Annotated in this window: 18 protein-coding genes and 1 tRNA gene; 7 read left to right on the forward strand and 12 right to left on the reverse strand. The window is 69.1% G+C overall.

Annotated features, from left to right (window positions below; genetic code table 11):
• The first annotated feature begins 25 nt into the window (after window positions 1-25).
• The 4 genes from ACSQ18_RS10430 (at window position 26) to ACSQ18_RS10445 (ending at window position 4304) form a co-directional block, all read left to right on the forward strand.
• Window positions 26-355: a hypothetical protein gene (locus ACSQ18_RS10430; protein ID WP_436037235.1), complete on the forward strand. Its 330-nt coding sequence runs from the start codon at window positions 26-28 to the stop codon at window positions 353-355.
• Entirely contained in the window at window positions 355-1266 is a 912-nt protein-coding gene (locus tag ACSQ18_RS10435; protein ID WP_436037236.1) for a hypothetical protein, read from the forward strand. The genes ACSQ18_RS10430 and ACSQ18_RS10435 overlap by 1 nt, the downstream gene beginning before the upstream one ends.
• Window positions 1267-1362: 96 nt before the next feature.
• Window positions 1363-2361 carry a tyrosine-type recombinase/integrase gene (locus ACSQ18_RS10440; protein WP_436037237.1) on the forward strand — a complete coding sequence of 333 codons (999 nt, stop codon included), beginning with the start codon at window positions 1363-1365 and terminating at the stop codon, window positions 2359-2361.
• Window positions 2358-4304: a hypothetical protein gene (locus ACSQ18_RS10445; RefSeq protein ID WP_436037238.1), complete on the forward strand. Its 1947-nt coding sequence runs from the start codon at window positions 2358-2360 to the stop codon at window positions 4302-4304. Before ACSQ18_RS10440 ends, ACSQ18_RS10445 begins: the two co-directional genes overlap by 4 nt.
• A 244-nt stretch (window positions 4305-4548) precedes the next feature.
• Here ACSQ18_RS10445 and ACSQ18_RS10450 read toward each other — a convergent pair.
• Window positions 4549-4621 (reverse strand) — tRNA-Thr (locus ACSQ18_RS10450).
• Between the two features lie 36 nt (window positions 4622-4657).
• Window positions 4658-5623 (reverse strand): thioredoxin domain-containing protein, encoded by a 966-nt coding sequence (locus ACSQ18_RS10455; RefSeq protein WP_436037239.1) that lies wholly within the window; start codon window positions 5621-5623, stop codon window positions 4658-4660.
• 236 nt (window positions 5624-5859) lie between these two features.
• On the opposite strand from ACSQ18_RS10455, the gene ACSQ18_RS10460 reads away from it, so the two are divergent.
• Complete coding sequence (locus tag ACSQ18_RS10460; protein ID WP_436037240.1) at window positions 5860-6966, forward strand: ABC transporter ATP-binding protein; 1107 nt, start codon at window positions 5860-5862, stop codon at window positions 6964-6966.
• Between the two features lie 85 nt (window positions 6967-7051).
• Window positions 7052-8359, forward strand: a complete 1308-nt coding sequence (locus tag ACSQ18_RS10465) for a DUF4032 domain-containing protein (RefSeq protein WP_436037241.1) — start codon at window positions 7052-7054, stop codon at window positions 8357-8359.
• A 33-nt stretch (window positions 8360-8392) separates the two neighbouring features.
• Here the strand turns inward: ACSQ18_RS10465 and ACSQ18_RS10470 are convergent, their stop codons facing one another.
• The 9 genes from ACSQ18_RS10470 to ACSQ18_RS10510 form a co-directional block, all read right to left on the reverse strand.
• Window positions 8393-9031: an NAD(P)-dependent oxidoreductase gene (locus ACSQ18_RS10470; RefSeq protein ID WP_144808764.1), complete on the reverse strand. Its 639-nt coding sequence runs from the start codon at window positions 9029-9031 to the stop codon at window positions 8393-8395.
• A gap of 109 nt (window positions 9032-9140) precedes the next feature.
• Complete coding sequence (locus tag ACSQ18_RS10475) at window positions 9141-10226, reverse strand: zinc-dependent alcohol dehydrogenase (RefSeq protein WP_436037242.1); 1086 nt, start codon at window positions 10224-10226, stop codon at window positions 9141-9143.
• Between the two features lie 4 nt (window positions 10227-10230).
• On the reverse strand, window positions 10231-11160 hold the full coding sequence (locus tag ACSQ18_RS10480; protein ID WP_436037243.1) for an NAD(P)-dependent oxidoreductase: 930 nt from the start codon (window positions 11158-11160) through the stop codon (window positions 10231-10233).
• A 9-nt stretch (window positions 11161-11169) separates the two neighbouring features.
• Window positions 11170-11946 (reverse strand): ABC transporter ATP-binding protein, encoded by a 777-nt coding sequence (locus ACSQ18_RS10485; protein ID WP_436037244.1) that lies wholly within the window; start codon window positions 11944-11946, stop codon window positions 11170-11172.
• Window positions 11943-13826, reverse strand: coding sequence for a branched-chain amino acid ABC transporter ATP-binding protein/permease (locus ACSQ18_RS10490; RefSeq protein WP_436037246.1), 1884 nt, complete (start codon window positions 13824-13826; stop codon window positions 11943-11945). The genes ACSQ18_RS10485 and ACSQ18_RS10490 overlap by 4 nt, the downstream gene beginning before the upstream one ends.
• Window positions 13823-14704: a branched-chain amino acid ABC transporter permease gene (locus tag ACSQ18_RS10495; protein ID WP_436037248.1), complete on the reverse strand. Its 882-nt coding sequence runs from the start codon at window positions 14702-14704 to the stop codon at window positions 13823-13825. Before ACSQ18_RS10495 ends, ACSQ18_RS10490 begins: the two co-directional genes overlap by 4 nt.
• A gap of 21 nt (window positions 14705-14725) precedes the next feature.
• On the reverse strand, window positions 14726-15967 hold the full coding sequence (locus tag ACSQ18_RS10500; RefSeq protein WP_436037249.1) for an amino acid ABC transporter substrate-binding protein: 1242 nt from the start codon (window positions 15965-15967) through the stop codon (window positions 14726-14728).
• 114 nt (window positions 15968-16081) lie between these two features.
• Window positions 16082-17107, reverse strand: a complete 1026-nt coding sequence (locus ACSQ18_RS10505) for a LacI family DNA-binding transcriptional regulator (protein WP_436037250.1) — start codon at window positions 17105-17107, stop codon at window positions 16082-16084.
• 49 nt (window positions 17108-17156) lie between these two features.
• Window positions 17157-18320 (reverse strand): MFS transporter, encoded by a 1164-nt coding sequence (locus ACSQ18_RS10510; RefSeq protein ID WP_436037251.1) that lies wholly within the window; start codon window positions 18318-18320, stop codon window positions 17157-17159.
• Window positions 18321-18439: 119 nt separating this feature from the next.
• On the opposite strand from ACSQ18_RS10510, the gene ACSQ18_RS10515 reads away from it, so the two are divergent.
• Window positions 18440-19327: a hypothetical protein gene (locus tag ACSQ18_RS10515; RefSeq protein ID WP_436037252.1), complete on the forward strand. Its 888-nt coding sequence runs from the start codon at window positions 18440-18442 to the stop codon at window positions 19325-19327.
• Window positions 19328-19360: 33 nt separating this feature from the next.
• Here ACSQ18_RS10515 and ACSQ18_RS10520 read toward each other — a convergent pair whose 3' ends face one another.
• On the reverse strand, window positions 19361-20869 hold the full coding sequence (locus ACSQ18_RS10520; protein ID WP_436037253.1) for an aldehyde dehydrogenase family protein: 1509 nt from the start codon (window positions 20867-20869) through the stop codon (window positions 19361-19363).
• Between the last annotated feature and the right edge of the window lie 5 nt (window positions 20870-20874).

Below are 20874 nucleotides of genomic sequence, written 5' to 3' on the forward strand. Positions count from 1 at the left end.
AGCAGACCCCCATCAGGAGGCTGCGATGGCAATGCCAACGACACCGATCGGCGATCTCTGTGGCGTGATCGCGGGCGCGTACGCCATCTCGACGAGCGACGGATGCCGCTTCCTCGTCGACATGGATGAGTGCCTGACCGTCCGGCTTGGCTCGAGCGATGAAGTGCTCATCGGGAGGGAGCAGGCTCGCTCCGATCGCCCCCTCGTCGTCGCCACGTGCCGAATCGGAGAGCCGATGGTGCTGCTGGTCGATCGTGGTATACCGAACGTGGAGTTCACGCGGCGCGAGACCGCCTCCGTGACGCGGATCGATCGCCTCCTCCGCCCGCCGCAGCTAGACCGGCTTGATACCTGATGGGCGAGGACTCGAAGCGGTCGACGTCGGCGACTGACGACGCGACCATCGCGGGCTTCCTTCCGGTCCACGCGTTGCCCTACTGGGCAGTCCTGGAACCTGTCGTGACCGTGGCGGTGACTGCGGCGGTTCGCGTCTCCGGTCGGTCACCTCGCGGGTTCCAGTCGGCGGCGACGGCGATGGCGTTGTGGGCGTGGCAGACGAAGGCGATCGCGCCGGATGCGAAGGAGATCTTCCGGCGGCCGCTGGTGAACGAGTTCGTGCATCGTGGGATGCCGGGCACGACGCGCACGACGCGCGCGACGTACCGCTCTGCGCTTGTTGTCGTCGCTGACGCCTTGATGCCGCCGGCCGAGCGGGCGTACCGGATTCCTCGTTCGGAGCCGACTCCGCCCTACACGCATGCGGAGATCGTCGCGATGCGGAGTTGGGCAGTCCGGCAAGGGCAGCCGGCGCGACGTCTCGATGCTCAGTTGTTGTTGGCGTTGGGACTCGGCGCCGGGTTGACGACGCTGGAGTTGTTGCGCGTACGCACCTCAGAAGTGGACGCGAGTGGTGATGGGGTTCGGATCCAGGTGTGGGAGGGGCGACCCCGGGTCGTTCCTGTGCTCCCCGCCTGGCAGCAGCCGGTGAGGGACGCGCTCGAGAGCGCGACGGTCGAGCAGTGGCTGTTCCGCCCCCGTCGACGCGGTGTCCAGCCTGGACAGGTCACCGACTTCCTCCATCGCCGACACGACACGCCGGTCGATGTGCGTCCGGTGCGAATGCGGACGACATGGCTCGTCACCCACCTCACCCTCGGCACGGCTCCCCACGAGTTGCTTCGGATCGCCGGGTTGGAACAGTTGGCGTCGCTCGACCGCATCAACCGGTTCCTACCGCCGCGAGCTCCGAAGCCCCCGCGGGCCTAACTCGTCGGGTGCCGGGAGAGCTGACGGTGCGGCGTGTGTCGTTGGCTCTCGAGAAGGTCATGCGCAAACTTTTCCGTCGCCGCGTACATGCTCGGCATGACCGACTCTCGAAAAGACCGACTCTCCGACATTCCCGCCCACATCGAGGCCATCCGAGACCACCACCCGCGGGTCAGCGACCACGCGTGGAAGATAATCACCCGCTACGAACCGATCAGCCGCGACCTCCGAGGAGCGTGGGCGAAGGTGCGCCCGTTCACGGTCGACACTGCCGCCTCGATGCTGCCCGACACCTTCAACGTCACCCGGCGACTGATGTCGATGACCGCCCGCTTCCACTGCTGGGTGTGGGCGCGCACGGGTATCGAACTGACGATCGAGGCCGTCTATACGCAGAGCCACATCGATCGCTACCTCGCGGCGGAACACAAGAACAGCTCCGTGCCGCACCGCTACGGAACCTCGCAGCAGATCGTCCACGTCGGACGCGTCCTCGCAGACCTCGACCTCGTCACGGCGCCGTTCCAGGGCGACAAGGTCCGCGAAGCGTTCACGAAGAAGCAGATCGCGACCATGCACAGCTGGGCAAACTCGCGGACGACCCTCCTGAAGCGGCAGAACGCGTGGGCGATCCTCGGCCTCGCCGGCGGCGCCGGGCTCACCTCCGCCGAGATCGTCAACGCCCGGGTCGGCGACATCCTGCGCGACGGCGACCTAACGTTCGTCGACGTCCACGGCGAACGTGCCCGTCGCGTCCCTGTCCGACAGTCATGGTCCCGTGCCCTGCTGCGCAGCATCGAGGGGCGAGAGGGCGCGGACGAGAACTTGTTCGTCGGCTTCCGTGACGATGAGTATCCGCCGCGCGTCATCCAGCACTTCCTCAGCGACAATCCCGCACCTGTGCGCCCGACACCGGCGGCGCTCCGCACCAGCTGGCTGATGCACCACATCGACAACAACGTCCCGTTGACCGTCCTCAAGCAGGTCTCCGGCATCCAGCACCTTCAGACCCTCGTCCGCTACTACGAGAACGCCGCCCACCTCGACGTCGCCGACTACACCGCGCTGCTCACCGGGACGGAGGCGGCCCGATGAGCACCATCGACACCGACTACCACCTCCCCGGCTACACCACCGAGTTCGGTGGCATCACCGAACGGGAGATCATCGGCCGCGGCCGCAACATGCAGACCGTCGACCCCGGCCTCGTCGCCCTCGTCGAATCGCGTGTCCGGAAGTCCGGCGTCCTCGAACAGCTCGAACGGTGGAGCGCCGAAGACGCCAACCCTGACGGGATGGGCGGCAGACCCGCCGCGATCTCCTTCCGCGCCCTCCTCACCGCGATGCTCATCCTCACCCACGAGGGCGCACCGCTGCACATGAGTCGCGCGGCGACACTCCTGCAGCACCGCCTCGACGATCAGTCCCGCACGCTGCTCGGTGTATCGAAGGCTTCCACCGCGTTCGCCACGCACACGGCGATCAACGCCCGCTGGTACAACAACACGGTCCGCGCGTTCCACCGCATCATCCGACTCGTCGACCCCTACCCCCAGGAGCGATACACATCGAAGACGCACACTCAGATCCAGCAGATCCTCAAAGACCACGACGCCGACCGTGCTGACAAATACAAGGCACGCCTCGATCACTTCACCCGGGTCATGCTGAACATGTCGTTCATGGAGCAGCCGCGGCACATCCGGCGCGCCTCAAAGCAGATGGACGTGTCCTTCGACCAGACCTATGTCGGCACCCCCACGACGAAGGGCTACTCCAAGAAGCACCTGAACAGTCGCGTCAGATCCGAGCAAGGTGCGGACCTCGGGCAGCTCGCTCCCGGACCCGTCGACGCGTTCGCCGGCTGGCACGTCAAGAGCGGCAAAGGCGAACGCAACGACTACCAGAAGGGCGAGGTCGACGAGACCGCCCCCGGACGCGGTGAGTACGCCGACTACGAATGGGGCTGGGTCGCGAACCTCGCCGTCCGCGTCGACTCCGAGGCCCCCGGCTCCAACCGCTTCCCCGGCCTCGTCGTGGCCGCGTCGCTCAGCATCCCGAACATGGAAGTCGCCGAGGAAGCGACCCGGCTGCTGCAGACCGCAGCCGCGATCGACCCGACCCTCGAGCCGGGAGTCGCCGATGCCGACAAGCAGTACTACGCCAACAGCAAATCGTTCCGACTCCTCGTTCCTTCCCTGGAGGCAGGATTCACCCCGTCAACCGACTACCGGACCGACCGGATGGGAGTGAAGGGTGGGGACCACGGCGGCCTCTTCGTCGAAGGACACGTCTACTGCCCCAGCACGCCGAAGCACCTCCTGAACGCATCGAAGATGTTCCTCGCCAAGGAGATCGACGCTCCCACCCTTCGAGCGCGCCTCGAAGAACGCAAGAGCTACCGCCTCCACGTCAAAGAGAAGGCCAAGACGCCCGCAGGGAAGGTCCTGCTCCGCTGCCCGGCGCTCGGCAAGGCACCGACGGTCACATGCCCGCTCCGGGAGCTCATGGTCGGCGCCGCCATTAAGGCCCGCCCGGAGGTCAAGCCGGAGGAGATCGAGGAGGAGTTCCTCGACACCATCTGCACCCAGCACTCCGCGGCCTTCGACCTCACCGAGATGCAGTCGCCGCCGCAGGCGTTCGACTATGGCAGCGAAGAGTGGGAACAGTTCCACGACCACGCCCGCAACTCCATCGAGTCCGAGAACGGCCAGCTCAAGACCTCAGGCAACGACGACATCGAGACCGCCGGCCGCCGCAAGGTCCGAGGCATCGCAGCCGCTCAGGTGATGATCACCATGCTCCTGGTCAACCACAACATCCGGAAGATCGCCGCATTCCTCAGCGACAAGGAGAAGGAGAAGGCGCGCACCAGCCCGCGCATCCCCCTGCTTCGCCGCCGAGACCGCGTCTGGGCGAACAAGTACACCAAGACCACCGGCAACGGCGACCTCACCATCCCCCGCGGCACGGCCGCCATCACGCTGAAGGCCACCGAACCGGTCGCACGACCGATCTCCACACCGTTACGAACCTGAGCACCACTCGAACAGCGCCACCCGCCGGCGACGAAACCGGCGCCACCCACCGCACACGAGACGATCGAACGCGCCCGAAAACCGGGCGCGTTCGTCATTTCATCCACGACTTCACGATCACGACTGACCCTGTGACCCTCTCCGGCCCACCGGAGGCCGAAACAGCAGACGGGCACCCGCGCGATGCGAGTGCCCGTCTGTCTTTTCGGCGGTTTTGCGAACAGTAATGCCAACGGCCCGAGAGTGCCGGCTACAGGACTTGAACCTGCAACCCCCGTATTACAAGTACGGTGCGCTACCAATTGCGCCAAGCCGGCAAGAGCGCCCAGTCTATCCGGGGCGCGAGCCCCGCCTTACGGCGTGGGCGTCGGTGTCGGGCTGGGCGTCTCTTCCGCCTGCTGCGACTTGTAGAACGCGTCGCTCGCGCTGGTCATGACGAACTGAGAGAACTCCGCCGGGTCGTCGAGCGCCCCGACATAGGCCTGACCGTTGACGAGGATCATCGGGATGCCGGTGAGGGCGAGATCGTCGGTGTCGGGGATGCCGGCGACAGCGCGCTCGGTGGCATCCTTCACCCACGTAGTGAAGTCGCCCGACTCGATGCACGACCGCACCTTCTTGGGGTCGTCCGCGCCCGAGGCGATCGCGAGGTCGGCGAGCTCCGCGTCGGTGTAGCCGTCGGAGTCGACCGCCGGCTGCCGCGACAGCAGCTCGTTGTTGAAGTTGAAGTAGTCGTCGGCCGAGTAGGTGGCCATGCACGCGGCAGCGCTCGCGGCGCGCAGCGAGTACTTGGTTCCGTTCGACTTCGCCGCCAGCATCGACACCGGGTGGTAGGTGAGCGTCGCCGCCCCCTGCTCGACCCACGCGGACAACTGCTGCACGTTGGCCAGCTGCCACTCGCGCGCGCCCGGCGACAGGTAGTCGACGTAGACGCGGATCTCGACGGGAGGGGCCGTGGCATCCGTCGCCTCAGGCGTGGGGGTCGGAGTGGGCGTGGCGTCTGCGGCGGGCGTGGAGGCCGCGTCGGGATCGACCGGCACGTCGGGAGCGACCCCGACGACACCCGCGACGGACGAGATCGCGAAACCGTCGGCGTCGGCGGTGAGCGGCTCGAGCTGCGGGCGACCGGCCGTGGCGGAGATGGTCCAGGCGACGACCCCGATCACGGCGACGCCCGCGACGACGACGCCCGCCACGAGCGCCGAGCGACGGGCCAGGCGCGCACGCGACTGCTGAGCACGCACCTGCTGCGCCTTCTCGCGCACGGCCTCGCGGCGGTCGATCGGAGCGACCTCGGGACGGGAGTCGTCGGTGGACATGGAACCTCTTGCAGAAACGAAGGTGGCGGCGTGGGCTGGCCGTCGGGTCGCACGGGATTGCGAACATTCCGATCGTAATCAGACACCCTGGGAAAACCCCAGACACACGCTTCATCTGGCACGCGCTCACGTGCGATACTGAACCTGCGTCCTCTCAGGACGTGCGGGACAAGCCCCCGCTCATTCCATCACTACGGATCGTCCGGCACGTACCTGCCGGTGAAGGAGAAGAACAAATGGCGTCCGTCACCTTTGACAACGCAACCCGCCTCTACCCCGGCGGCACCCGCCCCGCGGTCGACAAGCTGAACCTCGAGGTCGCCGACGGCGAGTTCCTGGTCCTCGTCGGACCGTCCGGTTGCGGAAAGTCCACCTCGCTGCGCATGCTCGCCGGCCTCGAAGAGGTCAACTCCGGCCGCATCCTCATCGGCGACCGCGATGTCACCGACATCCCGCCGAAGGACCGCGACATCGCGATGGTGTTCCAGAACTACGCGCTCTACCCGCACATGACGGTCGCCGAGAACATGGGCTTCGCCCTGAAGATCGCCGGCGTCGGCAAGGAAGAGCGCGCCAAGCGCGTCGAAGAGGCAGCGAAGCTCCTCGACCTCGAGCAGTACCTCACCCGCAAGCCGAAGGCCCTCTCGGGTGGTCAGCGTCAGCGTGTCGCGATGGGTCGCGCCATCGTCCGCCAGCCGCAGGTGTTCCTCATGGACGAGCCGCTGTCGAACCTCGACGCCAAGCTCCGCGTCCAGACGCGCACGCAGATCGCGTCGCTGCAGCGCCGCCTCGGCGTCACCACGGTCTACGTCACGCACGACCAGACCGAGGCGCTCACCATGGGCGACCGCATCGCCGTGCTCAAGGACGGTCTGCTCCAGCAGGTCGGCACCCCGCGTGACCTGTACGAGAAGCCGAACAACGTGTTCGTCGCCGGCTTCATCGGCTCGCCGGCCATGAACTTGTTCCCGGCCGACCTCGCCGAAGGCGGCGTCACGTTCGGCACCGCCGTCGTGGGTGTCGAGGCCGACATCCTCGGCAAGGCGCACGGCTCGCAGGTCACGATCGGTGTGCGTCCCGAGGACATCACGGTCAACCCGGCCGACGGCAAGGGCCTCACGGTCGACGTCGACCTCGTCGAGGAGCTCGGCGCCGACGGCTACCTGTACGGCCACACCGAGATCAACGGCAAGCGCGCCGACCTGGTCGCGCGCGTCGACGGCCGCCGTCACCCGAACGCGGGCGACAAGGTCGTGCTGGCGCCGGTCACCGGCCACGTGCACGTGTTCGACATCGAGACGGGCGAGCGCCTCACCGACAAGGCGATCGCTTCGGCCTCCTGAGCCACACCACTCACGACAGCGACGCGGCGCGGCGGGTCATCGACCCCCGCGCCGCGCCGCATGTCACGACCCCAGAGGAGCATCCGTGGTGGAGTCGCTGACCATCACAGCCAGCAGCGTCGACGCGGGGCTGCTCTCGCTGCCGTGGTCGACGCCGCTGGAGGAGTGGACCAGTGACACCATCGTGTCGCTCCCCAAGGGCATCTCCCGGCACCTCGTGCGCTTCGCGAACCTCTCGGGGCGCGTCGTCGCCGTCAAGGAGACGACGGCCGAGATGGCGCGGCGCGAGTACGAGATGCTCGGCTCGCTCGCGCGCCTCGACGTGCCCTGCGTCGACCGCTTCGCCGTGATCGACGGGCGCCGCACCCCGAAGGGCGAGCCTCTTCCCGCGGCTCTCGTCACGGCGCATCTGCGCTTCTCGCTCCCCTACCGCGCCCTGTTCACCCAGGTGCTGCGCCCCGACACCGCCGGCCGCCTCGTCGACGCGTTGGCGGTGCTGCTCGTGCGTCTCCACAACATCGGCTTCTTCTGGGGCGACGTGTCGCTGTCGAACACGCTCTTCCGCCGGGATGCCGGGGAGTTCGCGGCCTACCTCGTGGATGCCGAGACGGGCGAGCTGCACGAGCGCGGACTCACCCGCGGCCAGCGGGAACACGACCTCGACGTCGCCCGCACCAACATCGCCGGCGAGCTCATGGACCTCGAGGCCGGCGGGCGCCTCGAGCGCGGCATCGACGCGGTGGCGATCGCCGACCGCATCATGTCGTCGTACTGGTCGCTGTGGGGAGCCCTCAACGACGAGGAGACGTTCTCGGCCAACGAGTCGTGGCGTCTCACCGAGCGCGTGCAGCGTCTCAACGAGCTCGGGTTCGACATCGGCGAGATGTCGATCCAGTCGACCCCCGACGGCACCCGTGTGACGATCGAACCGAAGGTCGTGGATGCCGGACACCACCAGCGCCGGCTCCTGCGTCTCACGGGCCTCGACGTCGAGGAGAACCAGGCGCGCCGCCTCCTCAACGACATGGACGAGTTCAGCGCGCGCGTCTCCCGCCTCGGGTCCGACGAGGAGATGGTCGCGCACGAGTGGCTGACGCGCGTGTTCGAACCCGTGATCAAGGCGATCCCGTTCGACCTGCGCGCGAAGCTCGAACCCGCCGAGGTGTTCCACCAGGTGCTGGAGCACCGCTGGTACATGTCGCAGGCGCGGGGCACGTCGGTGCCGATCGCCGAGACCGTGGGGTCCTACATCGACGACGTGCTGCGTCACCGCCGCGACGAGGCGACGGTCATGGGTCCGCCGACCGAGACGATGGCGCTCCCGGTCGTCACGGGAGCGATCGAGGTCGACCCCGACGAAGACGACGCCGTCGATTGGCGCGATCTCGTCTGAGCCGACCTCGAGTCGGGCCGGAACGGCGCGGTGTCAGTAGCCGACCGTGAAGCGCTCCCGAGAGTGCTTCGGGTTCTCGATCTCGTCGAGCACGGCGACGGCCAGGTCGGCGCCGGAGATGAACGACTCGCCGTCGGCGTCGGTGACGATGACGTCGCCGCCGTCGCGGTAGGAACCGGTGCGCTCCCCCGGGTTCCAGGCGCCGAAGCCGCCGGCCGGGTGGATGTAGAACCAGTCGCGGCCGCTCTGCTCGGCCTGGAGGTCTTCGAGCACACCGATCGCCTCGAGCGCTTCGGCCTTGAACTCGTCGGGGAAGCCGCTGTCGACGACCCGCGGACCGCCGGGGGCGACGAGGCTGCCGCCCGCGCCACCGATGACCCCCACGCGCACGTCGTCGGGCAGCACCGAGAAGAGCGCCTCGAGGTTGCCGCGCACCTGACCTTCCATGTCCCCACGCGGGGCGACGGCGGAGACGACCACGTCGGCGCCGGTGAGCTCGGATGCCAGTGCCGGAACGTCCAGCAGCGTCCCCTCGACGTACGTCGCGCCCTCGACGCGCTCCGACGGTGCGGTGCGGGCGACGGAGAGCACGGTGTGTCCTCGGCGGACGGCTTCGGCGACGATGTGGCGACCGGCGTAGCCGGTGCCTCCGAGGACGGCGATGGTGGTCATGGGGGTTCCTTTCGAAGTGGGTCACCCGTATCAAGGCGACCGCGCGATGGATCCTTCCCAGGATGCCGCGCCCTCCCCAGGATCCGCTGTGTATGCGGTGACCGCTCGATCAGACGGGCGGAAGCACGAGCGACTTCACGGCGGGCGGGCGACCCTCGGCGATGGGCGCCAGGGCGCCGTCCACGACCTGCTCGAACGGCAGGGGGGCGGCGGCGACGGCATCCCATCGTCCGGTCCGCGCCGCGACGAGGCGGGCCGCGTCGCCGAGGTCGGTCTCACGCACCATGGCGTTCGTCCCGACGAGGGTGAGCTCCCGCACGGTGACGCGTCCGAGGTCGACGGGTGCGGGCGTCTTCGCGATTCCGACGGCGACGATCGTCGTTCCCATCGGCACCGTGTCGATCGCGAGGTCCATGCCGCGCTGCGATCCCGTCACCTCGAAGAAGACGGGGAGCTCCTCCCCCCATGCGGCAGTGAGCAGGTCGGCGGTCGACGCTGCGCCGCCGGTGATCGTCTCTGCCGCGCCGAGCTCCCGCGCCAGGGCGAGGCGCGCGGAGTCGAGGTCGACCGCGACGACGCGGGCACCGAGGTCGACGAGCACGTGGATGAGGAACGCACCGATCCCACCCACGCCCTGCACGACCGCGACGTCGCCCGGGGCTGCTCCGGAGCGGCGGGCGGCGTGGACCGCGATCGACATCGGCTGCACGAGAGCTGCCTCGTGCGGATCGAGGCCCCACGCGTCGGCGTCGACGCAGCTCGCGACCGGCGCCGCGACGTAGCGGGCGAGCGCACCCGGCCGGTGGAGGCCGACGGCGCTGTACTGGCGGCACACGTTCGATCGCCCTTCCCGGCACAGCGCACACCGCCCGCAGGGGGCAGCGCCGCAGGATGCCACGAGGCGTCCGACCCACGCGGCATCCACGTCCTCACCCACCGCGACGACGCGACCGGCGAACTCGTGTCCGATCGTGAGCGGACCGTGGTGTCCCGTGACGGGATGCGCGGCGTCGATCGGGAAGAGCTTCGGACCGTGGGCCCATTCCGCGGCATCCGTGCCGCACACGCCGACCGCGGTGACCTCGATGAGGAGCTCGCCCGGGCCGGCGCTCGGCGTGGGCACCTCCTCGAACCGCAGATCCCGGCGACCGTGGAGCACGGCGGCCCGCATGGTCGCCGGGATCTGCGCGGTCACCGGATCAGTCCGCGAGGCCGTCGGTGACGTCGGCGTTCTCCGACTCGAGCTCGAGACCGGCGCCGCGAGCCACGGCCAGCAGCAGCGTCGCGAAGTCGAGCTCGGTGTTGCCCGCGCCCACCTCCTGCGCGACGATCTGGCGCGTGGCCGAGGCGATCGGCATCGGGGCACCGAGCTTGTAGGCCGCGTCCAGGCCGAGATCGAAGTCCTTCTGCAGCAGCGGCATCGTGAACGTGGCGGTGAAGTCCAGGTTCACGAAAGCGGGCGTCTTGTAGCCGGTGAACACCGACCCCATGACGGAGTCGTTGAGGAAGGAGAGGAACGCCTCCCGCGACACGCCGCCCTTCTGCGCGAGCACGGTGATCTCGGCGAGCGACTGCGTCACGACCCCGAGGAACACGTTGTGCGCGATCTTCACGAGGCGTGCCACCTCGCCCTCGCCCACGTAGGTCACGCCGCGGCCGAAGACCTGCAGGACGGGCTCCACCTCGTCGAACACGTCGCGAGGGCCCGAGACGGCGACGGTGAGCTTGCCCGCCGCGATGACGGCGGGGTTTCCGGAGACCGGCGTCGCGAGGAACGCCGTGCCCCGCTCGGTCGCGGCGGCGCGCACCTTCTCGCTCGTGGCGACCGAGACGGTCGAGACGTCGGCGACGATGCGCGGCGAGGTCTCGCCGGTGAGCAGGCCGTCGGGTCCGAGGAGCACGGATTCGAGGTCCTTGTCGGCGGAGACCATGCTGAAGACGAGGTCGCGATCGGCGAGGTCGACGGGCCGCGCGACGTGGTGGGCGCCCGCGTCGACGAGCGGCTGGACCTTGGATGCCGTGCGGTTGTAGACGGCGACGTCGTAGCCGGCGTCGAGCAGTCTCTGGATGAGCTGCGCGCCCATCCGGCCGGCGCCGATCCAACCGATGGTGGGCAGGGTGTCGGTCATGTGTGTTCCTTATCTCTCAGTAGGTCCGGAGGCGGGGGTCGGCGCTTCCTCGGGGTCGTCCTCGAGGTCTTTGCGCACCGCCCCACCGAAGTAGAGGTCGGCGATCTCAGGGTCGTCGAGCACCTGTTCGGCCGGCGCGGTCATCAGCACCCGGCCGCTCTCCATCACGATCCCCAGGTTGGCCATCCGGAGGCCGAAGCGCACGTTCTGCTCGACCATGAGCACCGCCTTGCCCTCCCGCAGCATGATGGCGACGGCTTCGTCGATGACACCGAGCGACTTGGGGTCGAGCCCCAGCGAGGGCTCGTCGAGCAGCACGAGTCGTGGATCGAGCATGAGGGAGCGGGCGAACTCGACCATGCGCCGCTGACCACCCGACAGGTTGCCGCACTTGATGCCGGTGCGATCCTTCACCAGCGGGAAGAGGTCGAGCACCCGCTCGTACCGCTCCCGCACGAGCGCGCGCTGCCGTCGAATGACGTATGCACCCATCAGGATGTTGTCGCGCACGGTGAGGTTGGAGAACAGGCCGTTGGTCTGCGGCACCTGCGTCACGCCGCGGGCGAGCACCTCGTGAGGGGCGAGACCCGTGATGTCCTCGCCCTCGAGGTGTACCGTGCCCGCCGACGGGCTGAGGAGTCCGCTCACGACCCGGAGCACCGTAGACTTCCCGGCGCCGTTCGGGCCGACGATGCACCCGAGCTGGCCGGCGGCCACCTCGAGCGTCACGCCCTGGAGCACGTTCCCGCCGCCGTAGCCGGCGACGACGCCGTCGAGCCGGATCATCGGCGCGCTCCCTTCACGACGGCCACGCCGCCGGTCTTGGACTGCTGATCGAGCAGGTAGTCATCGCCCAGGTAGGCGTCGAGCACGACCGGGTCCTTCTGGATGAGCTCGGGCGGCCCCTCGGCGATGACCCGGCCCTTCGCGAGCACCCGGATGGGATCGCACAGTTCGAGCACGAACGGCATGTTGTGCTCGACGAGGAGGAACGTCGTCCCCTCCGCGTTGAGCTCGCGGATGAGGTCGCCCATGCGGGCGATGAGAGTGGGGTTGATCCCGCCCGCGGGCTCGTCGAGCATGATGAGCTTCGGGTCGAGCATGAGCACCTGCGCGAGCTCGACGAGCTTCTGCTGCCCGTAGCTCAGCGAGGATGCCGGGGCGTCGCGGTAGGCCGACATTCCGACGAACGCGAGCAGCTCCTCCGCCTTCGCCGCCTCGGTGCCGCTCACCGCCCCTAGACCGAGCTGGCGGAACGAGAAGTCGCGCAGCGGGGCGACGAGGTTCTCCAGCACGGTCATCTCGCGGAACAGCCGCGTGATCTGGAAGGTGCGGCCGATGCCACGGTGCGCGCGCGACCACGAGTTGCGGCTGAGCTCCGTCCCGTCGAACAGCACCGTGCCGGCATCCGCGGCCATCGTGCCCGAGATGAGGTTGAAGACGGTGGTCTTGCCCGAGCCGTTGGGCCCGATGAGGGCGGTGATCGACCCCTCCGGCACCGTGAAGGAGCAGTCGTCGACGGCATGGTTGCCCCCGAAGCTCTTGTGCAGGCCACGGACCTCCAGGAGCGGACGAGCCGGCTCGGAAGATCTCGGAGCGACGGCTGTGCGATCGACGACGACCGCGGGCCTCGGATCGAGTCGCGCACCCGACAGTCCCACCGCGTCACGCGACCGCGCCTTCTCGAGCAGGCGACGGATGCCGGGGATGATCCCCTGCGGAAGGAGCACCACCAGCAGCACCAGCAGCCCGCCGAAGAGCACGAGTCGCGCGTTACCGCCGCCGAACGAGTTGTTGGCGAGGGCGTTGAGCGGCTCGATGAGGAAGGCGCCGAGCACGGGGCCGAACAGCGTGCCGCGGCCACCGAGGATCACCGCGAGCACCATCTGCACGCAGATGATGATCGAGAACATCCCGATCGGGTCGACGAACGACAGGTAGTAGCCGTACACCGATCCGGCCATGCCGACGAAGACGGCGCTGAGGCCGAACGCCAGCACCTTGTAGATGGGGGCGTTGATGCCGATCGTGCCGGCCTTTCCCTCGTCCTCGCGGATCGCGATGAGGCCCGTGCCGAACTTCGTGCGACGGATGGCCCACGACATCAGCACGGAGAGCGCCAAGAGCACGCACAGCACCAGATGGAACGGCCAGTTGCGCAGCTCGCGCGGCCAGTCCGGAAGCGGAAGGGTGATGCCCGCGCTGCCGTTGGTGACCTCGGTCCACTCGATCGCGACGAACTGCACGAGGAACAGGAACGCGATCGTGATGATCACGAAGGACGGCCCCCGCGAGCGGTAAGTGACGAGCGCCAGCAGCATCGCGATGAGGGCGGCGCCGATGCCGGACAACGGCATCCAGACGAACGGACTCACATCCGGCGCGACGCGGGTCAGAACGGCGGTGATGTACGCGCCGATACCGAGGAACGCTCCCTGGCTCAGCGAGAGGTAGCCCGCGTAACCGGTGATGATGTTCAGGCCCGAGGCGCCGATCGCCAGAACGAGGGCGAGGATGATCGTGTTCTGCGCCGACGCCGACGGCGACAGTGGGAAGAGCAGGAGGACGACGGCGGCGACGACCAACAGGACGCGCGAGCCGATCTTCCACGTGCGCTCGCTCAGGAGTCGATCGCGCAGCGTGACGGGGGTCGCGGGCGAGCTCATGCGACGGCGTCCTCTCGGAGTCGGGTTCCCAACAGTCCCTGCGGACGAGCCAGCAGGACCACGAAGATGACGATGAACGGAACGGCGATCGGCCAGGCGGCGCCGATGTAGGCCGTCGCGAGCAGCTCCGTGACCCCGATGACCAGCGCCCCGGCGATCGCGCCGGGCAGGCTTCCGAGCCCACCGAGGACGACGATCGCGAGGAGCCGGGCGATCCACTGGTAGTGCGAACCGGGCAGGAACGGGTAGATGGTGCTGATCATCGCGCCGCTCGCGGCGAGGGTGGCGATGCCGATCGCGAAGGTGGCCGCCGCGACGGTGGCGACGCTCACCCCCACCAGCAGCGCCCCGTTCTCGTTGACCGATGCCGCGCGGATCGCCCGGCCCATCCAGGTGCGGTTGAGCAGCAGCGCGAGCGCGGCGAGCACCACCACGGCGACGACCGCGGCGATGACGAGCGCCGTAGGAGCGTAGAACGGGCCGAACGCGATCGACGCGTCGGTGTAGGGCGTGCGCACGGCGTGCGACGTGTTGCCCCAGATGAACCCCATGATCCCCTCGAGCAGGAGCGCGATGCCGAAGGTCGCGAGGACCGTCATGCTCACGTGCTGCCCGCGCACCCGCTTGATGATCGTGACGTAGAGCAGCCAGCCGACGCCGAACATCACGACCACCAGGAGCGGGATCGCCACCAGCGGGTCCCATCCCCACGTGTTCCACAGGGTGTAGGTCAGGAACGCCGCGAAGATGGCGAGAGCGCCGTGCGCGAGGTTGATGACACGCATCACTCCGAAGATCAGCGTGAGCCCGGATGCCATCAGCGCGTAGACCGCGCCGATCAGCAGACCGAGGATGAGGGTCTGGACGAGGGGGATCATGGGTTCACCTGTTCCCGGCGATCAGAACGCCGTGCCCTTCCAGCGGAGGATCTCCGTGCTCGTGGCGGCACCGTCGGGCAGGACCACCTGGGAGACCCCGTCCTGCCACTGGCCGACGAGGAAGTCGCCCTTGGGGCTGCCGTCCTCGTTCCAGCTGAGGGTGCCGAGGACCGTGGGCACCTCGTTGGAGCGGATCCAGTCGGCGATGGCGCGCTGGTCGTCGAGCGACCCAACCGCTTCGACGGCGGCGGCCAGCACAGTGGCTGCCGCGAAGCCGTCTGCCGCGTCCTCCGGCGGCTCGCCGCCGAACATCTCCGCGTACTTCGCGACGAACTCGGGGTTTCCGGGGGTCTCCGCGTCGATGTGGTAGCTCGACGAGAAGAAGACGCCCTGGGCGTTCTCGGCACCGACACCGTCGACGTACTGCTGACCGTAGGTGGGCGACGACGACTGGTAGAGGATGTCGGGGTTGTAACCGGCGCGCAGCAGCGACCGCACGAAGTTCACGCCGTCCTCGAACTGCGCACCCTGCACGATGATGTCGGCGTCAGCTTCCTTGATGGAGTTGACGATCGAGTCGAAGTTCTTCGTCGTGGCGGGGTAGACGTCCTTATAGACGGTCTCGATGCCGGCGGCGGAGAGGATGGCCTCGGCACCGTTGACGACGGGGCCGGCGAACGGGTCGTCGAGCGCGGGGTAGGCGGCCGTCCGGGGACGCTGGTCTTCGGGGAGCGAGGCGACCCACTCGGCGAACACCTTCGCCTGGTCGGTGGCGACGGCCTGCTGCGAGAAGAAGATGAACTCGAAGCCGCGGTTGAACATGTCGGGCGAACCGCACGACGGGCAGACGAACACCATCTCGGCGCGCTCTGCGACCGCGGATGCCGGGATGTTCAGGAGGGAAGACTGGCTGCCCAGCAGCAGGTCGACGCCGTCCTGGTCGATGAGGGTGTTGTAGTTCGTGACGACGGTGTTCTGGTTGGTGGCGTCGTCCTTCACGATGATCTCGACGTCGCGGCCGAGGAGGCCGCCCGCTTCGTTCTGGAGTTCGACCCACACTTCGTAGCCCTGACGGGTGTCGAGACCGCCTTGGCTGAACTCGCCCGTGAGCGGGAGCGACGCACCGAACTTGATCGGCCCCTCGTCGCCTCCGTCGGTCGAGCCGGGCGCCGGAGCATCCGGAGCGCACGCCGCCAGTGCGGTTGCGGCCAGGACGACGCCGGCGAACGTCGCGATGGCCCGGGTGATAGCAGACCTCTGCATGAAACTAACCTCTCTGTTAGTCGCCTGACGCTCGTGAGGACGGGCGCCGGTGCCCGATCGTTGCAATCGATTGCATTCACCCTAGGAGCAATTGCATCCAATGTCAACGAACTCTTAGCGTGCCGCGGGACCCGTGGACTCCCGCACGATGAGGGAGACCGGGAGCGTGATCGTCAGGGAATCCTGAACCGTCGACTCGGCCGCCTCCACCGCTCCGATCAGTGCCCGTGCCGCCTCGATGCCGATCTCGCGCAGCGGCACCCGGACCGTCGTCAGAGCGGGCGAGAAGTCACCCGCGAACGGCATGTCGTTGTAGCCGACGACGCTGACATCGCCCGGGCAGTCCAGTCCGTGCGCCCGCAGGGAGTGGATGACGCCCAGCGCCACGAGATCGTTCCCGGCGACGACCGCCGTCGGTCGTGCACCCGGACGGGAGATCACGGCATCCATGGCCTGCTCCCCCGCCTCGGCCGTCAACGCCACTCCCGAGACGATCTCGCCCCTCATCCCTGCGGCGGCGGTCGCCTGCGTGAACGCGACGGCGCGCGTCCGTGTGGTCGAGAAGTCGTCGGGACCCGCGAGGTGGACCACATCGCGGTGGCCGAGGCCGGCGAGATGCTGGACCGCCGCCGCGATACCCGACGCGTTGTCGGCCATGACGACGGGGTAGTCGGTGCTCGCCTCGCGGTTGGCCAGGACCACGCGGATGCCGCGGCGGCGCGCATCGGCCAGGAACTCCTGATCGGCCATCCGTCCCGTGGCGAGGATGAAGCCGTCGACGCGGCGCTGGAGCAGCGAGTCGAACGCGGCGGACTCCGCCTGGGAGTAGCCGTCCGTGTTGGCGATCAGCGCACTGTATCCGCGAGGCTGGAGGAAGTGCTCGATCCCCCGCACGAGCGGCGGGAAGATCGGGTTCATGAGGTCGGGGATGATGATCCCGATCGTCTGCGTCGAACTCGTGCGCAGACTGCGCGCCACGGCATCCGGCTGGTAGTCCAGCTCGCGCGCTGCACGACGCACCCGACGCAGGGTCTCGGGATTCACCTGATGCTGGGTGCGCTCGTTGAGCGCACGAGACGCCGTTGCCTTGTGGACACCGGCACGCTCGGCCACATCGTCGAGGGTGACGCGCTTCGCCATGAAGCGACCATATCCGCTCCATCCGTCCCGGCGACGGGCGCAGATCGCTTCAGCCCTGCTCGACGGGACGGTAGACCCGGCGCAGCAGCGCCGACCCCACCGCGAACGCGACGGAGATGAGCCCGGCCGCGGCGAAGAGCCCGTCGTAGGAGCCTCGGGCGACGGCATCCGCGCCCAGCGCCGACCCGATCACGCCGCCGCCGAACAGGGCGAGGGCGAAAAGGGCCATCCCCAAGGGGCGAGCGCCGGTCATGACGTCGGTCGCCCACGTCTGCAGTTGCGTGTGCGCGCACGCCCACGCGAAACCCAGAAGCACGACGGCCACGGTTGCGGTGACCACGCCGCGCACACCCCACAGGAGCGCGAACGCGACCACCGCTGTCGCGCCTCCCACCGCCAGCAGCACCCAGGGGGTCAAGCGCCGCACCAGGGCACGCACGACGACGCTCCAGACCACGACGGCGATCCCGAACGCGGCCAGCGCGAATCCGGCCACCGCGACGGCGACCCCGTCGGCCTCGAGCGCGACGGGGATGAAATTGATGACTCCGACGAGGACGGCGCCTTCCACGACGGCCAGGACGAGCACGGCCCAGACCCACACGTTGCGGACGAGGTACGGCACGGAGCGCCAGAAGCCCACGACGGCGCCGCCTCCCCCGCGACCGTTCCACGCGAACACGAGACACACGACGGCGCCGATGACGGCGCTCGAGGCGAACGCGGCGCGCCACGTCCACCACTCGGCGAGGGATGCCGCGGCTGCCGACCCCGCCGTCATCCCCAACGAGAGCGCGGTGGCGAGATTCACGGCGGCCACCGCTCGGCGAGAGAGGTCCATCGAGTCGCCGATGTGCACCAGGATCGTCGGCACGATGGCGGCCAGCGCCGCCCCGCTGACGGCCCGCGCCACCGTGAGCGAGCCGGCATCCCACGCGCACGCCGACAGGACGGCGCCCGCGGCGGCCAAGCCCGATGCGACGGCGAGGGTGCGAAGCTGCCCGAAGCGCCCGGAGACCGCCGCCCACGGCAGCTGGGCGAGGGCGTAGGTGAGGACGTAGACGGTGACGGCGTGAGCGATCGCCTCGGGAGGCGATCGGAGCTCCTTCGCGGCCGCGGTGATCATCGGGGCCAGCAGCGCACGGTCGAAGAAGGCGAGGAAGGCGGCGCCCATCAGGGTCGCCGTGACGAGTCTCGCGGCGCGGCCGCTCATCATGACACCCTCGCTCGGCGACGGCTACCGCGCGACCGGCGACGGGGCTCGGAGTCGACGAAGTCGCAATCGATTGCGATACGGTGGGAGCCCATCCGACGAAGGACGAGGAGCGCCCCGTGAGAACCGTGAGGCTGGGACTGTTCACCCCGTCGGTGGTCGTGGAAGTCGCGCGCGGGCTCGGTCGCTTCGACGCGATCGGCGTGGCCGTCGAGGATCACCTCGTGGCATCGTCGCCCGACCAGTTCCGCGCGCTGGCCGCGGGTGGACTCGACCTCGTGGTGACGAGTCCCGACAACGTCCTGCTGTACACCGGCTTCGACGACAACCCGCTGGGCAGGCGACTCCCCCTGACGATCACCGCCGCCCTCGACCGGGGACTCGGCCTCTCGCTGTGGACGCGGCCGGGTCTCGATCCCGATGAAGCCCGCGTTCTCGGCGTCGATGTGCCGGTCTCGGGCTTTGCACTCGCCGCACGCGCGCTGCTCGCGCGACACGACATGAGGGTGGATGAGGTCCGCGCCCTCGGCTCGACGCCGCGTCGCAGGCTCGCTCTCGCACGAGGCGACTGCGACGTCACGATCCTCGGTGCGGGCAACGAGCTGCGCGCGGCTGAAGACGGATGCCGCCTCGTCGCGACCGTCGATGAACTCGGCGACTACCTCGGAGCCGTGCTGTGCCGCCTCGACGAGGAGAGCGGCGACGCACGCGCCGCTGCCGATGCGGTGGCGTCGGCGGTCGTGGAGCTGTCCGCCGAGATCGTCGCCGGCGGGCACGGGGCATCCGTGATCGACGCCGCGCAACGTCTCCTCGACCTCTCTCCGGCAGCCGCCGCTCGTCACCTCGAGGTCCTCCGCGCGCCCGCGACCGGCCTGGTGGCCGACGGCCTCCTCCGGCGCGCTCCACTGGAGACCCTGGCCCGGTTGCGCGAGGGCAGGCAGGATGCCGATGCGCTCCGCAGCGCCGTCGACGACCTGCTGGCGCGGGCGAGCGGCTCAGCTCGCTGAACCCGCCCGGCCTGCGGAGCCCTCACCGCCGACTCACCCCTCGACCGGGGGCCACACGGGCACGTCGCCGCGACCGGACCGGAACCGCACGTTCTTCGAGCGGACGAACTCTCGCAGGGTCTCGGCGGCGTTCTCGCGCCCGAAGCCGCTGCCTTTCACTCCCCCGAACGGGGAGCCGAGGAAGGCGCGGCGCATGTAGTTGTTGACGAACACCATGCCCGCCTCCAGCCGCTGAGCGATCTGCCAGGCCCGCTGCTCGTCGCGGCTGCAGACCGCCGCCGTGAGCCCGTACGCGGTGCCGTTGGCGATCTCGATCGCCTCATCGACGTCGGTGAACCGCATGATGCCGGCGATGGGACCGAACACCTCCTCCTGACCGAAGGTCGACTCGGGAGTGACGTCGACGAGCACCGTCGGCGCGACCCAGTAGCCGCCCGCGAGCGCCGCGTCGTCGGGCACCGCGCCCTGCGCGACGATCGTCGCACCCTCCGAGAGTGCGGTCTCGAGGTACGCGACGACGCGATCGCGGTGCCGCGCGTCGACCATGGGTCCGATGTCGGTGCGCGGGTCGAGCCCGTCGCCGACGACGAGCGCCTCGGCGGCGCGCGCGAACGCCGTCACGAACTCGTCGTACACGGCGTCGTGCACGAGGATGCGGGCGGTGGAGGTGCACGCCTCGCCCTGGTTGTAGAACATGCCCTCGACCGCGACGTCGACCGCTTGAGCGATGTCGGCGTCGTCGAGCACGATCAGGGCGTTCTTGCCGCCGAGCTCCATCGTCGCGTAGGTGAGGTGGGCGGCGGCGGACTCCAGCACGCGGCGTCCGGTCGCGGTGGCCCCCGTGAAGGTGATGCGCTGCACACCGGCGTGACCGGCGAGTGCGGCGCCGGCGGGGATGCCGGTGACGGCATTGAGGAGCCCGGGAGGAAGGACCTCGCCGGCGATCTCCACGAGCCGCAGGACGGTGAGCGGCGCCTGCTCGCCGGGCTTGATGATGACCGCGTTGCCCGCGGCGAGCGCCGGGGCGCACTTCTTGGCGAAGTGGATGGGGGGCCAGTTGAACGGGAGGATCGCGGCGACCACCCCGTACGGTTCGGGGATGATGCGCGCCTCGATGGGGCCCTGGTCGAGGAGCTCGCCGTGGAGCGTGTCGGCGAGCCCGGCGAAGTACTCGAAGGCCGCGTGGCTGAACGAGACGTCGAAGCGACCGGCATCCCGCTTCGGTTTTCCGACCTCGCGGGCTTCGAGGGTCGCCAGTTCGTCGGCATGCTCGCGGATGCGGTCGGCGACGCGGCGCAGCATCGCGCCCCGCTCGCGCGGCGGCAGCTGCGCCCACGCGCGCTGCGCCGTGGCCGCAGAGGCGACGGCGGCGTCGACGGTCGCGGTATCGGCGGCGACCACCTCGGCCAGCACGGTACCGGTGGCGGGCTCGTAGACCGCGAAGGAGTCGTCACCTCCGCGGTCGACGAAGGCCCCGTCGATGTATGACGTCCACCTCCGTCGTGCGAGCGGAGGATGCGGAGCGGTGGGGGTCGAAGTCACGATCG

This window comes from Microbacterium sp. LjRoot45, from assembly GCF_964253325.1.
Lineage (GTDB): Bacteria > Actinomycetota > Actinomycetes > Actinomycetales > Microbacteriaceae > Microbacterium.

Bases quoted from the DNA above. Each gene is read 5' to 3' on its own strand.
- ACSQ18_RS10430 (WP_436037235.1), top strand. From the start codon at position 26: ATGGCAATGCCAACGACACCGATCGGCGATCTCTGTGGCGTGATCGCG.
- ACSQ18_RS10435 (WP_436037236.1), top strand. From the start codon at position 355: ATGGGCGAGGACTCGAAGCGGTCGACGTCGGCGACTGACGACGCGACC.
- ACSQ18_RS10440 (WP_436037237.1), top strand. From the start codon at position 1,363: ATGACCGACTCTCGAAAAGACCGACTCTCCGACATTCCCGCCCACATC.
- ACSQ18_RS10445 (WP_436037238.1), top strand. From the start codon at position 2,358: ATGAGCACCATCGACACCGACTACCACCTCCCCGGCTACACCACCGAG.
- ACSQ18_RS10455 (WP_436037239.1), bottom strand. From the start codon at position 5,623: ATGTCCACCGACGACTCCCGTCCCGAGGTCGCTCCGATCGACCGCCGC.
- ACSQ18_RS10460 (WP_436037240.1), top strand. From the start codon at position 5,860: ATGGCGTCCGTCACCTTTGACAACGCAACCCGCCTCTACCCCGGCGGC.
- ACSQ18_RS10470 (WP_144808764.1), bottom strand. From the start codon at position 9,031: ATGACCACCATCGCCGTCCTCGGAGGCACCGGCTACGCCGGTCGCCAC.
- ACSQ18_RS10480 (WP_436037243.1), bottom strand. From the start codon at position 11,160: ATGACCGACACCCTGCCCACCATCGGTTGGATCGGCGCCGGCCGGATG.
- ACSQ18_RS10485 (WP_436037244.1), bottom strand. From the start codon at position 11,946: ATGATCCGGCTCGACGGCGTCGTCGCCGGCTACGGCGGCGGGAACGTG.
- ACSQ18_RS10490 (WP_436037246.1), bottom strand. From the start codon at position 13,826: ATGAGCTCGCCCGCGACCCCCGTCACGCTGCGCGATCGACTCCTGAGC.
- ACSQ18_RS10495 (WP_436037248.1), bottom strand. From the start codon at position 14,704: ATGATCCCCCTCGTCCAGACCCTCATCCTCGGTCTGCTGATCGGCGCG.
- ACSQ18_RS10500 (WP_436037249.1), bottom strand. From the start codon at position 15,967: ATGCAGAGGTCTGCTATCACCCGGGCCATCGCGACGTTCGCCGGCGTC.
- ACSQ18_RS10505 (WP_436037250.1), bottom strand. From the start codon at position 17,107: ATGGCGAAGCGCGTCACCCTCGACGATGTGGCCGAGCGTGCCGGTGTC.
- ACSQ18_RS10510 (WP_436037251.1), bottom strand. From the start codon at position 18,320: ATGAGCGGCCGCGCCGCGAGACTCGTCACGGCGACCCTGATGGGCGCC.